General features: G+C 65.5%; 13 protein-coding genes. 5 read left to right on the forward strand and 8 right to left on the reverse strand.

All coding sequences use genetic code 11. The features are described 5' to 3' along the window. Window positions 1-48: 48 nt before the first annotated feature. Window positions 49-1,638 (reverse strand): Na+/H+ antiporter, encoded by a 1,590-nt coding sequence (locus tag LK459_RS13360; protein WP_227918817.1) that lies wholly within the window; start codon window positions 1,636-1,638, stop codon window positions 49-51. A gap of 48 nt (window positions 1,639-1,686) precedes the next feature. Between LK459_RS13360 and LK459_RS13365 the strand changes: the two genes are divergently transcribed. Both LK459_RS13365 and purT read left to right on the forward strand, forming a co-directional pair. Beyond that, a complete protein-coding gene (locus tag LK459_RS13365; RefSeq protein ID WP_007238457.1) occupies window positions 1,687-2,028 on the forward strand; it encodes a UBP-type zinc finger domain-containing protein in 342 nt (113 codons plus the stop codon). Window positions 2,029-2,101: 73 nt separating this feature from the next. Beyond that, window positions 2,102-3,877 (forward strand): formate-dependent phosphoribosylglycinamide formyltransferase, encoded by a 1,776-nt coding sequence (gene purT, locus LK459_RS13370; RefSeq protein ID WP_227918819.1) that lies wholly within the window; start codon window positions 2,102-2,104, stop codon window positions 3,875-3,877. 29 nt (window positions 3,878-3,906) lie between these two features. Here purT and LK459_RS13375 read toward each other — a convergent pair whose 3' ends face one another. Genes LK459_RS13375 through LK459_RS13385 form a run of 3 tightly spaced genes read right to left on the reverse strand, consistent with a single transcriptional unit; the run spans window position 3,907 to window position 6,913 of the window. Then, a complete protein-coding gene (locus tag LK459_RS13375; RefSeq protein ID WP_227918821.1) occupies window positions 3,907-4,749 on the reverse strand; it encodes an ABC transporter ATP-binding protein in 843 nt (280 codons plus the stop codon). Further along, window positions 4,746-5,882: a FecCD family ABC transporter permease gene (locus LK459_RS13380; protein ID WP_227918822.1), complete on the reverse strand. Its 1,137-nt coding sequence runs from the start codon at window positions 5,880-5,882 to the stop codon at window positions 4,746-4,748. The genes LK459_RS13375 and LK459_RS13380 overlap by 4 nt, the downstream gene beginning before the upstream one ends. Next, a complete protein-coding gene (locus LK459_RS13385) occupies window positions 5,879-6,913 on the reverse strand; it encodes a FecCD family ABC transporter permease (RefSeq protein WP_227918824.1) in 1,035 nt (344 codons plus the stop codon). The genes LK459_RS13380 and LK459_RS13385 overlap by 4 nt, the downstream gene beginning before the upstream one ends. A gap of 244 nt (window positions 6,914-7,157) precedes the next feature. On the opposite strand from LK459_RS13385, the gene LK459_RS13390 reads away from it, so the two are divergent. After that, window positions 7,158-7,706 (forward strand): hypothetical protein, encoded by a 549-nt coding sequence (locus LK459_RS13390; protein WP_227918826.1) that lies wholly within the window; start codon window positions 7,158-7,160, stop codon window positions 7,704-7,706. 93 nt (window positions 7,707-7,799) lie between these two features. Here the strand turns inward: LK459_RS13390 and LK459_RS13395 are convergent, their stop codons facing one another. After that, a complete protein-coding gene (locus tag LK459_RS13395; RefSeq protein ID WP_227918827.1) occupies window positions 7,800-9,191 on the reverse strand; it encodes an FAD-dependent oxidoreductase in 1,392 nt (463 codons plus the stop codon). A gap of 136 nt (window positions 9,192-9,327) precedes the next feature. Next, a complete protein-coding gene (locus LK459_RS13400) occupies window positions 9,328-10,317 on the reverse strand; it encodes an ABC transporter substrate-binding protein (protein ID WP_007238450.1) in 990 nt (329 codons plus the stop codon). A 180-nt stretch (window positions 10,318-10,497) separates the two neighbouring features. On the opposite strand from LK459_RS13400, the gene LK459_RS13405 reads away from it, so the two are divergent. Continuing rightward, on the forward strand, window positions 10,498-10,992 hold the full coding sequence (locus tag LK459_RS13405; protein ID WP_227918829.1) for an Rv0361 family membrane protein: 495 nt from the start codon (window positions 10,498-10,500) through the stop codon (window positions 10,990-10,992). A 22-nt stretch (window positions 10,993-11,014) separates the two neighbouring features. Here LK459_RS13405 and LK459_RS13410 read toward each other — a convergent pair whose 3' ends face one another. Both LK459_RS13410 and LK459_RS13415 read right to left on the reverse strand, forming a co-directional pair. After that, entirely contained in the window at window positions 11,015-11,881 is an 867-nt protein-coding gene (locus LK459_RS13410) for a 3-hydroxyacyl-CoA dehydrogenase family protein (protein WP_227918831.1), read from the reverse strand. Window positions 11,882-11,930: 49 nt separating this feature from the next. Then, window positions 11,931-12,845 (reverse strand): hypothetical protein, encoded by a 915-nt coding sequence (locus LK459_RS13415; protein WP_322590782.1) that lies wholly within the window; start codon window positions 12,843-12,845, stop codon window positions 11,931-11,933. A 142-nt stretch (window positions 12,846-12,987) separates the two neighbouring features. Between LK459_RS13415 and LK459_RS13420 the strand changes: the two genes are divergently transcribed. Then, window positions 12,988-13,854 carry a LysR family transcriptional regulator gene (locus LK459_RS13420; protein WP_227918835.1) on the forward strand — a complete coding sequence of 289 codons (867 nt, stop codon included), beginning with the start codon at window positions 12,988-12,990 and terminating at the stop codon, window positions 13,852-13,854. Window positions 13,855-13,977 lie beyond the last annotated feature (123 nt).

The raw sequence follows: 13,977 nt of genomic DNA on the forward strand, positions 1-13,977 counted from the left end.
GCTCGGCGGAAGGCCCCCGGATGGGAGTCGACCGACGTCCTCGACGCCTCATCCCTCGCGGTCGGTGACCCCTTCGGCGAAGTCGAGCCGTCGCAGTGCTGCGCGCAGCACCTCGTCGTCGATGCGGCCGGCGTCGCGTTCGTCGATGAACACCTTTCGTTGGATTTCAAGCAGCTTGGTACGCATGCGGTTTCCCGCTGATGTCGGGGACTCGCCGATGTCCTCAGGCCCCCGGCCGAGTTCCTCCCACGCCGTATTGCGTTGGGTGGTCAGCCATTTGCGCAGCATCGCGACCTGCAGACGGCGCGGATCGTGCTCCTCGATGTCCTCCGACACCGAGTCGAGGTAGTTCTCGGCCTCTCGTGACGCGCGGTCCTGTGCCGCGGCGAATGCCAGGCGATCCGACGCGTCGTCGTCTCCGCACACACCGAGACGTCGGATCACCCACGGCAGGCTGATTCCCTGGATCAGTAGCGTCCCGACGACGACCACGAAGGTCAGGAACAGGATCTCGGCGCGGGCGGGAAAGGGCTCACCCGACTCGGTGGTCAGCGGAATCGAGAACGCTGCCGCCAGTGACACGACGCCCCGCATGCCCGACCATCCGACGACGAACAGCCAGGACGGTTTGGGTGGGGGTTCTCGCCGTCGGACGCCCGGCAGCAAACGCGACAGATACGTGAACAGATATACCCACGCGAAGCGCACAAGGATCGTCGCGAGCAGAACCATCACGGCGTCGAAAGCGATGTGCAGCCACGATTGTCCTGCCAGACCACGGATCAGGTCGGGTAACTGCAGCCCGATCAGTAGGAAGACGAACGCCTCGAGCAGCGCATCGATCGATTTGCGAACCGCTTCGTCCTGCAGACGTGTCGCGTATCCGAGTCGAACGGACCGCTGGCCGAGGAACAATCCGGCGACGACGACGGCGATCACTCCGGAGGTGTGCAGTTCCTCGGCGACGAAGTACGTCGCGAACGGCACGATGAGGCCGATCGCCGTCTCGATGGTGGGATCGGTGAGCCAGTCGCGCACGCGGAACACCAGGTAACCGATCAGCAGGCCGACAACGAGGCCACCGATCGCGGCCAGCAGGAAGGTCTCGAGCCCGTTCCAGACGGAGGTCGTGGCGCCGACTGCAGCGGCCAGAGCGACTCGCAGGGCGGTGAGTGCGGTCGCGTCGTTGAGTAGGCTCTCACCGCCGAGCAGCGTCATGATGCGTCTCGGCAGTCCGACCCTGCGCCCTATTGCCTGCGCCGACACCGCGTCGGGCGGCGCGACGATGGCACCCAGCACCAGTGCGGCAGCGAGTGGCAGATGTGGGACCGTCAGGTAGGCCACCAGTCCGACGACGACTGTGGTGACCAGCGGAAGTCCGATTGCCAGCAGGCCGATCGCCCGGCGATTCGCACGGATCTCCTGATACGAGCTGTCCTGCGCGGCCGAGTAGAGCAGTGGCGGAAGGATGACGAAAAGGACGAAGTCGGGGTCGAGTTCTGCTGCCGGAAGCCCGGGGATCCAGCCTATGGCGAGACCGACGAGTACGAGTATCAGAGGCGCCGACAGCCGGTAGTGCCGGCACACCGCCGCGATCGCCACCGACAGCACGCCGACCAGCAGAAGGGATGCGCTCACTGCGTCAACCTAGCCCGACTGTGACGTGCAGTCGCGCGATAATGGGGCATGCGATTGTTCGGTCGATCTCGTGCCCGTGCCGGTGAGTCCCGCAGCGAGGGTCCCGCGGCAGCCAGATGTCCAGAGCTCGCGGAGTCCGGAGTCGACGCCGCGACCGATCCACCGCCGGCGAACGGCGACATCAGCGTGTGTGAGGACTGCATGCAACTCGGCGAACAGCATTGGGCTCACCTGCGCATCTGCCTGGACTGTGGCCACGTGGGGTGCTGCGATTCGAGTCCGCGTAAACACGCCACGGCGCATTTCCACGATGTCGGCCATCCGGTGATGCGCTCGGCAGAGCCGGGCGAGATCTGGCGGTGGTGCTACATCCACGAGGTGCTGGGCTGAGGTCGTCGGGGTGTGCCACTGCGCTCGGGGTGATCGAAGGCGGAACGACAAATCCGGCACGTAAGATTGCGGTATGACCTCGACCAACGGGAGTAGCGCGGACAACCACGCCACCGGCGCGGCGACACCGAACGTGTCGCCCGCGCAGCCGACCGTGGGGCCGCCGGACATTCTGGGAACACCGCTGTCGCCGAACGCCACCAGGGTGATGGTGCTCGGTGCCGGCGAACTCGGCAAAGAGGTGATCATCGCCTTTCAACGGCTCGGCGTCGAGGTGGTCGCCGTCGACCGATACGCGGGTGCGCCCGGGCAGCAGGTTGCCCATCACGCCGAGGTGATCGACATGACCGACGCCGACGCGTTGATCGGGTTGGTCGAGAAGTACTCGCCCGCCTACGTCGTCCCCGAGATCGAGGCGATCGCGACGGACGCACTGGTGACGATCGAACAGCGCGGACTCGCAGAGGTCATCCCGACGGCGTCCGCGGTCGTCGCGACGATGAACCGTGAGGGAATTCGACGTCTCGCCGACGAGGAACTCGGCCTTCCGACGTCGCCGTACCTGTTCGCGGGTTCGCACGACGAGTTGGCGGTCGCCGCCGAGCAGGTCGGTTATCCGTGCGTGGTCAAGCCGGTGATGTCGTCGTCGGGCAAGGGCCAGACCGTCGTTCGTGGTCCAGAGGACATCGACAAGGCGTGGGAGACCGCGACGACCGGTGGTCGGGTGGCGGGCGAGCGCGTGATCGTCGAGGGCTTCATCGACTTCGACTACGAGATCACGCTGTTGACCGTGCGCGCCATCGATCCGGCGACTGGTCGGCTGGTGACCCATTTCTGCGCCCCGATCGGGCACCGTCAGGTCAACGGCGACTACGTCGAGAGTTGGCAGCCCCACGAGATGAGTTCTTTCGCACTCGGTGCGGCGACGTCGATCGCCGCTCGCATCGCCACCGCGATGGGTGACGGCAATCTCGGCGGCCGTGGCATTTTCGGTGTCGAACTGTTCGTCAAGGGTGACGACGTCTACTTCTCGGAGGTCTCGCCACGACCACACGACACTGGGCTCGTGACGATGGCGACCCAGCGACTCTCGGAATTCGAGATGCACGCGCGGGCGATCCTCGGTCTTCCCGTCGACGTGACCCTTGCCTCGCCCGGGGCCTCGGCCGTGATCTACGGTCAGCTCGACGAAAAGGGTATCGGCTTCGAGTACGTCGCACAGGCACTTGCGGTGCCCGAGACCGATATTCGACTCTTCGGCAAGCCGGAGAGCTTTGTCCGTCGCCGCATGGGCGTGGTCACCGCAACCGCCGACGACGTCTCGACGGCGCGCGAGCGAGCCGTGCGTGCCGCGTCGATCGTCACGCCGGTCCCGGGACGGCCCGCGCGGCGGGGGGTCGTGGTTCCGCTGCGCGCCTCCGCACCTGCGCCCCAGCCGCCGGTCCGGCCCATCGCGCCCGGTGCAGCGAGGCCCGACAGTCGGGGCCCGCACGGGCAGCCGCATCAACCGGGTCCGTCGATGCAGCACCCGAATCAGCAAGCGGGACAACGTCACCCGGTCGGTCCGCGACCTCCGCAGGCGGGTCCGCGACCTCCGCAGGCGGGTCCGCGTCCGGCTCCGCAGGGTGACCCGCGGGCCGCTCAGCAGGGTGCCGCTCGCCCGACGGTTCAGCCGGGTCGGCCCGTTCCGCAGAACGGGCATCCGGCAGCTCCGAGTCGCTCGGCCGGAGACGCAGGTGTCACACGTGTCCCGGCCGGCCCGCCGCCAGGTGATGGCCGCGAGGTCGAGGACGCGGGCGAGACGCCGCCGTCACCCGATCGTCGGGCATCGGGCGCTGCGGTCGACTGACCACACGTCCGAGCACGGCGTGATGCGGATCAGTCCGCTTCCACGCCGATGGTGTGGTCGCCCACCGATGTCACGACGTCCCTGCGCGCGCTTCGCGTACCGATCGGCACGATCAACGGATCGCCGTACACCGGGTCCTCGATCACCCGTGCGGTGAGTCCGAACGCTTCCTCGAGGAGTTGCTCGGTGATGACCTCGTGCGGGTCGCCCTGCGCGACAATCCGGCCCGATGTCATGACGAACAACGAATCGCTGTACCGCGCAGCAAGATTGAGATCATGGAGCACCATCACGATGGTCTTGCCATGCTCGGTGCGCAGCGAGTACACGAGATCGAGCACGTCGACCGAGTGCGTGAGGTCGAGGTAGGTGGTCGGTTCGTCGAGCAGTAGTAGATCGGTGCCCTGAGCCAGGGTCATCGCGATCCACACGCGCTGTCTCTGGCCTCCGGACAGCTCGTCGATCTGCCTGTCGGCCAGTTCAGTGGTGGCTGTCATCTCCAGCGCCGACGCCACGGCCGCCTCGTCCTCGGGCGACGCCTGCTGATACCACTTCTGGTGCGGAAAGCGGCCTCGGCCGACGAGGTCGGCCACGGTGAGACCTTCCGGCGCAACAGGATTCTGGGGAAGGATGCCCAGCTTGCGTGCGACCTCTTTTGGCTTCGTGTGGTTGATATCGGCGCCATCGAGAAGCACCACGCCCTCGTGTGGCCGCAGCAGTCGTGACAGCGAGCGCAACAGCGTCGATTTGCCGCAGCCGTTGGGTCCGATGATGGTGGTGACTGCCGCGTCTGGGATCTCGATGTCGAGTCCCTCGATGACGATGCGGTCGTCGTATCCGACGGTCAGTCCTTGGCCGACGAGTCTGCTCATACTGTCGCCTTCCGTGACATCGAGACCATGAGGTAGATGAGGAACGGGCCGCCGACCGCCGCGGTGACGATGCCGACGGGCAGACCGTCGGGAAGTAGCGTGCGGCAAAGCAGATCGCCGGCGAGGACGAGGATCGCCCCGATCACGCCTGCGAGCAGCGGTGTCGGAACCGGCGTCCGGGCAAGGCGCAGACCGATCTGTGGTGCGAGCAGGGCGATGAATGCGATGGGCCCGGCAGCCGAGACGGCGAGTGCCGTCAGCCCCACGGCGACGAGCAGGACGGTGGTCGACACTCCCGTGGTGCGTACGCCGAGGCCACGCGCCATGTCCTGCCCGAGTGAGAGAGCGTCGATCTGTCGGGACATCGTCACGATCACGACGACACCCACGACGACTGCGATCGCGACGGGCCACACACTCGACCAGGTCGACTGGGAGACCGATCCGACGAGCCAGACCTGTGCCCGGGCAACATCTTTGATGTCGGCCCGGGTGAGGAGGAAGGACGTGAGCGCCTGCAGCAACCACGTCACGCCGACGCCGATGAGAACGAGTCGCAACGGATTGATGCCGTGATTGGCCTTGCGTCCCGGCCACGCGAGCACGTACATGACGATCGCGGTGACGACACCACCGAGAAGTGCTGCCGCGGGGACGCCGATGTCGGCGAGCCATGAACCCCAACCGTTTCCGAACGCGATGGCAGCGACGGCCGCCGCGCTCGAACCCGCCGTGATGCCGAGGATGTCCGGTGTGGCAAGGGGATTGCGTGCGATCAACTGGCTCAGCGCACCAGCCGCACCCAGTGCGAAGCCGACGAGAACGGAGACCAGCGCGCGCGGAAGAGCGTCGGAGAGTACGACGACGTTCTCGATGCGGGTGCCCCCGCCGAGCAGGATGCGCGCCACGTCGAGAGGTGACAGCGGGTAGTCGCTGACGCCGACGCTGAGCAGGAACAGCAACAGGGTGAGCGCGAGGCCCAGGAGGGTGACGGCCACCATACGCGGACGGATGACCCACGACGACGGCCCGATTCGGACGATGCGGCGGCGACGGTCGGGCGTCGTCGATCCGGTGTCATCGGTGGACACGGGTGCGGTCTCGCGTTTGGTGGTTCCGGGTCGGGTCGTCATACGTTCGTCAGCTTCTGTCTGCGGACCATGGCGATCAGGAACGGCGCGCCCACCATCGCGAGAACGACACCGACCTGGACCTCACCCGGCCGTGCGATCACGCGGCCGATGACATCACAGACCAGCATGAGGGTGGCGCCGATCAGTGCGGAGTAGGGGATGATCCAGCGGTAGTCGGGTCCGGTGAACGCACGCGCGATATGAGGTACGACCAGGCCGAGGAAGACGATCGGTCCGCAGGCGGCCGTTGCCGCTCCGACCAGCAGGGTGATGGCGGCGATTCCGACGGCGCGGATCACCAGCACCCGCGATCCGAGCGCCGTCGTCATCTCGTCGCCGAGGCTCAGGATGTTGAGAAAGAATCCGCTCGCCAGAGCGAGGACCAGCCCGACGACGACGAATGGGAGCGCGGCCCAGAAGATCTCGATGCTCCGGCCGGCCGTCGAGCCGACGCTCCAGAAGCGCCAGGCGTCGAGGGATGCGGTGTCGGAGAGGACGACGGCCGACGTGATCGCCGTGAGCATCGCGGACAGGCCCGTCCCCGCGAGGATCAGGGTGACGGGACCGGTGCCGGTCAGCGCGGAGACACCGAAGACCGCGCACGACGCGATGATCGCGCCGAGCAGGCCGAAACCCATGAACGCCATGGGGGAGGAGATTCCGAGCACGTAGACGCCACACACAACCGCGCACGCTGCTCCCGCGTTGACGCCGAGCATGCCGGGGTCGGCGATGGGGTTGCGGGTGTGACCCTGAGTGATGGCGCCTGCGGCACCGATCGCCAGACCACAGAGCAGACCCAACACGGTTCGCGGGATACGAAGATCCCAGATGATGCCCGCGGTGTCGTCGGGCTTGGTGACCTGTGGTGCGCGGAGATGGATGATCGCGCTCCAGATCTGACCGACGCCCGAGGTGAAGGCATCCCACGTTTGCGCAGGTGGGATCGTGCGAGTGCCGACGATCACCGACGCGATGACCGCGGCGGCGAGGACCGCAACGATCACCAACAAACCGGAGAAACGACGCACGAAGGGCAACCTTACCTGAGCTGATTGTGCGCTCCCGGATGCCCGGGGCCGAAGTCACGAGGAGATTGCCGAACGGGCAAGATCTTTCAGCGGGGTAACAACTTTCTGTGAGTTTCCGATAAGTATGTTCAGACGGGACGAACCGTCGGGGGGTGAACGTCCGCAGTGGTATCCCCCGGTGCATATCGGCAGTTCGCAGGTCGATCAACGCACGACGACACGTGAATCAGGAAGGTCATACGACATGAAGAAGTCTGTGAAGCGCGCTATCGCCGCGGTCGCCGCCGCCAGCGGTATCGCTGCGGGGTCGGTAGCCGCAGCAACACCCGCCCACGCTGCAGGTCCGGGCGACCTCGCGCTCGTCGGCGGCGTCAACTGCTACTTCAAGGGCTGGGGCCCCACCTGGGATAACCTCCCCGGCTGGCGCATGCACCGCTGGATGGGCGTGAAGAACATCGGTGGCGCGACCATGACCAACGTGAATGTCACCGAACTCGGTGGTGCCACCAAGCTCGCGACCGTCGACAAGAAGCATCCGGGCGTACTGAAGCCGGGCGAGTTCTACATGGCGTTCGAAACCACCTGGCGTGGCTGCTTCCCGTCGTCGATCTCCGGCTACACCATCGGCGCACAGGTGGAGAACATCTTCAACAACGCGGGCTTCTGGTGGAATCTCAAGCAGTTCGAAGGTGACCGCAAGCAGGCGCCGAACACGCAGAAGGTCGACCCGTCGCAGGCCAAGGTCGGCGACCAGGCTCCGCCCGCCGCTGCGGTCAAGGCTGCACAGAACTGATCGACCCGATCGCCTGGCGATCGGTTTCCTCTCACACAGAGAACGCCGACCGGAATCCCGGTCGGCGTTCTCTGTTGTTCGTTCCAGGCGGAGTCAGGCCTTCTGAATCTTGTGTGGCTCGGAAGCGGCGATCATGTCCTCGCGCTCAACGACCTTGACGCGTTCGCGGCCCTCAGCGGCGCCGAGGGCGCGCTCATGCTCATCGAGCCGGTACCAGCCGTCCCAGGTGGTGAACGGGATGCTCTTGGACTCGAGCAGCTCGATGACCGCGTCCTCCGACGGGTTGGCCGGATCGAGCAGCGCGTCGTTGCCCATGTCGTCGATGATGCACTCGACGGTCTCGTTGGCGTCGCCCTTGGTGTGGCCGATGAGGCCGACGGGGCCGCGCTTGACCCAACCGGTGGTGTACAGACCGGTGAGATGGGTGCCGTCGTCGAAGATGCGGCCGGCCTCGTTGGGGATGACGCCCGCCTGCGAGTCGAACGGGATCTCGGGCAGGTTGTCCGAGAGGTAGCCGACGGCACGGTAGACCGCGGTGACGTCCCAGTCGGTGTGCTTGCCGGTGGGTTTGACGTTGCCGGTGCCGTCGAGCTGTGTGCGCTCTGTGCGCAACCCGACGACCTCACCGTTCTCGCCGAGGATCTCGATGGGGCTTTCGAAGAAGTGCAGGAAGAGCTTGTGGATCGCGCCCTGCTTGGGCTCGCGCATCGCGTAGTTCTCGATGATCGTGGCGACCTGGTCGGTGATCTTGCTACCGCGCCGTGCGACGGCCGAACCCTCGTCGTAGTCGATGTCCTCGGGGCTGACGACGACCTCGATGTTCGGCGAGTGATCGAGCTCCTTGAGCTCGAGCGGTGTGAACTTGGCCTGCGCGGGTCCGCGGCGACCGAACACGTGGACCTCAACGGCCTTGTTCGACTTGAGGCCCTCGTAGACATTGGCCGGGATCTCGGTGGGAAGCAGTTCGTCGCCGGTCTTGGCGAGCACCCGGGCGACGTCGAGTGCGACGTTGCCGACACCGATGACCGCGACCTTCTCCTGATCGAGCGGCCATTCGCGCGGGAAGTCGGGGTGGCCGTCGTACCAGGCGACGAACTGTGCCGCGCCGTAGCTGCGGTCGAGGTCGATGCCGGGGATGTCGAGTGCGCGGTCGTCGGTGGCGCCGGTCGAGAAGATCACGGCGTCGTAGTGCGCCTTGAGTTCGTCGAGGGTGATGTCGGTGCCGTAGTCGATGTTGCCGAGCAGTCGCACCTGCGGCTTGTCGAGCACCTTGTGCAGTGCCGTGATGATGCCCTTGATACGCGGGTGGTCGGGGGCGACGCCGTACCGGATCAAGCCGAACGGAGCAGGCATCCGCTCGTAGAGATCGATGCTGACACCGCGATCTTTGGCGGTGTCGGACTTCATCAAGGCATCGGCGGCGTAGATGCCGGCCGGGCCGGCTCCGACGATGGCGACCCGCAGCGGGCGGCTCTGATCAGTCATAGAGTGTCGTCTACCTCGTACTCAGGGGTGTCTCGACGCGCCAGGTATGTCGCTGGAGTGCGGCGGAGCGTCGACGCTTATCCCCTCTACGGTAGGCGCTGGACAGCGATACCCAAAATCATCTGTGAGGGTTGCCTCAGTTGGCGCGAGGGCGCACCGTGCTCTTGCGTGCGGCGTCCGAGATCGGTCCGATCGTCTTGTCCGCGACCCAGGGCACGGTGAGCACGGTCGGCACCGACATCGCGCTTCCGACCTGCTGGTCGAGGTACACGGCGCGGCCCTGGGTGACGTAGCGCTGACGGTTCCAGGTCGCGTCGCTCTTCAGCTTCGCGTTCGCACCCGACCAGTCGACGACGACCACGACGTCGGCGGCGTCGAGCAGGTCGAGTCTCTCGGCTGAGATCGATCCGTAGAAGCCGTTGGTGATCGTGGACTTGAGGGCTTGGGGGAAGTTCAGCCCGTAGTCGGCGAGTGTCTGCGCGCGACCGTCTCCCGGACCGTAGATCGAGACGCCGCCGTCCGGCGAACCGGTCACCACGACGCCGGTCTTCGCCTCCAACTCGGGATGCTCGGCACGCAGCGCTTCGACGTGCTGTCTGGCCTCCGAGATCTTCTTCGACGCCGCGTCGGGTAGCCCGACGGACTTGCCGATCTCCAGGGTTTGCACCTCCCAGGGGACCTGCCAGTCCTGGTACTGCGCGGGCCTGACGATGGTCGGCACCGCCTTGCTGAGCGTGTCGTACTGCTCGCGGGTGGGCGCCGCGCCGACCGCGGTGACCAGCTGCGGATCGGTCGACAGTGCCTTGGCGATCTGCGCACCGAACTCGGCGGACACGTTGGGCAGGATGACCGGCTTCGCGTCACCGAGGAGCTTTTCGTTCCACGGGGCGCTGCGCTGGGTCGGATCGGCGAACGGGGCGATCGTCGTCGGCGTGATGCCGAGTGCGAGGAGTGTGTCGCCGTCGCCGACCCCCATCGCGGCTACGCGGGCGGGTTGTGTGGAGATGGTCGTCGACCCGTATTTGTGGTCGATGGTCACCGGCAGGGCGCCGGGTTCTGCAGCGGGTACCGACGACCCGGCCGCGGGCTGGTTCTCGTCGGGCGACGAGCATCCGACGAGAACCATCGTCGACGCCGTCACGATTGCCAGAGCTGCGAGCGCGTGGCGGAGGTGTCGTGGGTGGTGCACAGGGGGTCCTCTCGATGATGCTGCCGTCTCTTAGGCTCACCTTACGAGACTCGTTGCCGTGTATGTCCGGATCGGGGGCCACGAGAGCCACCACGACCGACCACTACACTCCCGGGCATGGCCAAAGGTGCACGTGAGTCAGCCGCCGGTGACGAATTCGAGGGCGAGCAGCGCCCACGCACCTGGAAAGACGCGTGGCCGTTCTGGATCGCGTTGGTCGTCGTTGCGCTGGCGATACTCGGCGTGGTGCTGTCCAACGTGTTGCGTCCTGCGCAAGAGCGGGCCAGTGATTCCGGCCAGGTCCAGTTCGCGATCAACGACAACTACACCGCGCGCAACAATGTCGACTACGGCAAGTACAAGGAATCGACGTGCGCTGCAGACACGTCGTCGCCGTCGTTCATCTCCGGGGCCGAATTCGTGCGTCAGAACCGCACATCGGTCGAATCGAAGGGCCGCATCGTCATCCCGGAGATCACCGACGTGACCGTCAATGGCGAGCGCGCGACGGCGCGGGTGCACTGGCACTTCGACAAGACGCCGGACGACGAACAGACCACGAGCGTCGTCGTGGTGAAGGACGACGGGAGGTGGAAGCTCTGCACGAGCTGACGGTTCACTCGTGGTGTAGAAGTCACTCGTAGCTGTAGAAACCCTCGCCGGTCTTGCGGCCGAGCTTGCCGTCGTCGACGTAGCGCTTGAGAAGTTCACGCGGGCCGGTCGGCAGGTTCGGATTCTCGGCGGCGTAATGATTCTCGATGTCGAGTACCACGTCGAGGCCCACGCCGTCCATCATTGCGAACGGGCCGGTTGGCAAGTGCCAGTTGATCTTGAACATCTCATCGATGTCGTGTGGCGTCGACACACCCTCTGCGACGACCTCGAGCGACTCCCGCTTGATTGCGGCCCAGATGCGATTGAAGATGAATCCCGTGCTCTCCCTGTGTGCTTCGAACGGATGTATACCGAACTCGGGCAGCACGGTGAGCAGAGAGTCGAGGACGTCGCGGGCAGTGTCGCCGTCGGACATGAGGTCGACGGCGTTCGACGTCGGGGGCATGTAGAAGTGCATGTTGCACATACGTTCCGGGTTGCGCACGTTCTCGGTCATCGTCGACGACGCATACGACGACGAGTTGGTCGCGAAGATCGCGTCGTCGTCTGCGGCTGTGTCGATCTCGCCCCATAGCGGGATCTTGATGTCGAGGCGCTCGGGAACGGCCTCGACGACCAGCCACGCGCCGGAAACCGCATCAGCGAGCGTCGATGCCGGGATCACTTTTCCTGCAACGCCTTTGCCGATGATCTTCAGCGTTTCGTCGATGGTGTCATCGACGTACTGGACAGCCGCGTTGCGTTGCTCAGGGTTCTGGTCGAAGATCCGTACCTCGCCGCCTCGCGTGGAGAACATGAGGGCGATTCGACGCCCGAGGGTGCCCGCCCCGACGACGGCCACCGGCCGTGCGTCGATGTCGTCGAGGGACTTCGCGTATTCGCTCATCGTGTGTACTTCTTTCGAGAGATGTTGTGGTGGTGTATGTACGTCGTTCTCAGAGACCGGCGATACCCGTGAAAGTCGAGTTGGGCAGATGAACGATCTCGCGTACTGCGTGGTCGCCATCGATCTCGACCGTTCGGATCGAGCCGCCGAGGTCGCTGACGTAGACCAACGCGGCGTCGGTGTCGACGGCAAGGCCGATCGCCTCGTCGAAGCCACCGGCGAGAATCTTCGGGGCGGCTCCCGAATGACCCTTTCCGGGTATCGCTGCCCGGTTGAGCGTGTTGCCCGAGGGCGCCTCCCCGCGATCAGTCCAGAAGACGGTGTTCGTGTCGGGATCGAGGTGAAGGTCGATCGGCTCCGGCAGGCCATCCCACAGCACTTCGATATCCGTTCGGGTGGAGGCAGTTTCACCCTCCGGGAGGTCGAGGCCTGCACGCAAGATCCTCCCGAGTCCACCCTTGCTCGGGCCCTTCTGTGTCCAGTAGATGAACCCGTTGACAGGGTCACTCGCGACACCGACGCATTCCTGCGTCCAGGTGTCGTCGCGGGTGTTGTGGACCAGCGGGGTGAGACCGGTGCCGTCGGTGGCCACGCGATAGACGGTCGTGCCCTCGCGGTCGCAGAAGTAGAGCAGGCCGGCGTCGAAGTCGGCGGTGAGCTGTTTGCCGGTGGTGATGGTGCCGTCGGGAACCAGTTGGGTTTGTCCGGAACCGTCGAGGGCGCACGTGCGCACCGAGCCGTTCGGAGTGCTGAAATCCCAGGCGGCGTCGGACGAGGCGTCGGCTGTCGCCGGGGTGCGGGTGGGCTTGCCCATGGTCGTCCAGTAGATGCGGTCGGGCGTGGTGACGATCCCGTCCGGCATGTAGCCGGTCTGATCGGTCACGGTCTCGACGACTCCATGTCTGGGATCGACCCGGAGGATGGAGTGGTTGCGGCCATCCAGAACGTATAGGTGCTCGAACATGATGCCTCTCGATGCGCTGGCGAACAGAGCTGATCTACCTCCACGCTAGGAGTGGTGCGACCGGAAGGGAACGACCAGTTCGGACTCTGCGGTGTTGCCCGAACGGAAATACCGAGTTCGATCTGGAGCGTTGGATATTTCTATGGATGTCATGCACCTGCGGTACTTCCTCGCTGTGGCACGTGAGCTCAACTTCACCAGGGCTGCGGAATCACTTCACATGTCCGCGCCCCCGCTGAGCAAACGGATCAAGGCGCTGGAGTCCGAGCTCGACGTCCGCCTCTTCGACAGATCGACACATCACACCGCGCTCACCGATGCGGGCCGGGCATTGATTCCGCTTGCCGAGCGGGTCGTCGCAGATCTCGACGCACTACCGTCCGCGGTACGCGCGACCCAGCGCACGGACCTGCGTCTTGCCGTTCCTGACGAGCTCACGCACGCACAGCGTCGACGTATCTCGGCGGTTGCCGATCAGGTCGACGAGACGCATCGTGTGATCATCTCGCAGATGCCGTCGCTGGAGATGCCTGAGCAACTCCTCGGCGGTGAGATCGATCTCGCGATCTCACATCTACCCGAACACCATCCCGACCTCGTGGGCACGCTGCTCACGACGTCGAGAGTGGTGGCCGTCGTCGACGCGTCGAGGTTCGCGGCCATCGATGCACTCACGACCGCTGACCTGCGGGGAATGACCCTGGTGTCCGGGCCGAGGCACTGGGACCTGCGGTACGGACCGTACACACGGCTCCTGCGCGATCTCGGTGTGCTCGTCGACACCTCGCACCGCTACTCGACCATCACCGGAATGGCATTGATGCTCCGCGGCGGTGACCGATTCACGTTGGTTCCGGAGGAAACGGAATCGATGCGCGCTATCGATCGCAGCGAGTTCACGCTTCTTCCCATCTCCGATCTCGCGATGCGCATGGACACGTGGGCAATCAGGCGCGCCGACGGCAACGATCTCGACGCCGTCGTCGCGGCACTTGCGGTGGACGCTTGAGTGGAGCGGGTCGTGGCGGGCTCGGGTCGAAATCACGCCACGACCGGCGCGCGAGTACATTGCTAGGCGACGAAACTCCCGGCAAGCAGTGCGTTCGGGACCGGCGACAAAGGACAGCGGAAG

The sequence above is a fragment of the Gordonia otitidis genome, from assembly GCF_020735545.1.
Taxonomy (GTDB): domain Bacteria; phylum Actinomycetota; class Actinomycetes; order Mycobacteriales; family Mycobacteriaceae; genus Gordonia; species Gordonia otitidis.

Coding starts and splice junctions, on each gene's coding strand:
- LK459_RS13410 (WP_227918831.1), bottom strand. CDS start 11,881: ATGAGCGAATACGCGAAGTCCCTCGACGACATCGACGCACGGCCGGTG.
- LK459_RS13400 (WP_007238450.1), bottom strand. CDS start 10,317: ATGGTTCTCGTCGGATGCTCGTCGCCCGACGAGAACCAGCCCGCGGCC.
- LK459_RS13365 (WP_007238457.1), top strand. CDS start 1,687: ATGCGATTGTTCGGTCGATCTCGTGCCCGTGCCGGTGAGTCCCGCAGC.
- purT (WP_227918819.1), top strand. CDS start 2,102: ATGACCTCGACCAACGGGAGTAGCGCGGACAACCACGCCACCGGCGCG.
- LK459_RS13420 (WP_227918835.1), top strand. CDS start 12,988: ATGGATGTCATGCACCTGCGGTACTTCCTCGCTGTGGCACGTGAGCTC.
- LK459_RS13395 (WP_227918827.1), bottom strand. CDS start 9,191: ATGACTGATCAGAGCCGCCCGCTGCGGGTCGCCATCGTCGGAGCCGGC.
- LK459_RS13390 (WP_227918826.1), top strand. CDS start 7,158: ATGAAGAAGTCTGTGAAGCGCGCTATCGCCGCGGTCGCCGCCGCCAGC.
- LK459_RS13380 (WP_227918822.1), bottom strand. CDS start 5,882: ATGACGACCCGACCCGGAACCACCAAACGCGAGACCGCACCCGTGTCC.
- LK459_RS13405 (WP_227918829.1), top strand. CDS start 10,498: ATGGCCAAAGGTGCACGTGAGTCAGCCGCCGGTGACGAATTCGAGGGC.
- LK459_RS13375 (WP_227918821.1), bottom strand. CDS start 4,749: ATGAGCAGACTCGTCGGCCAAGGACTGACCGTCGGATACGACGACCGC.
- LK459_RS13415 (WP_322590782.1), bottom strand. CDS start 12,845: ATGTTCGAGCACCTATACGTTCTGGATGGCCGCAACCACTCCATCCTC.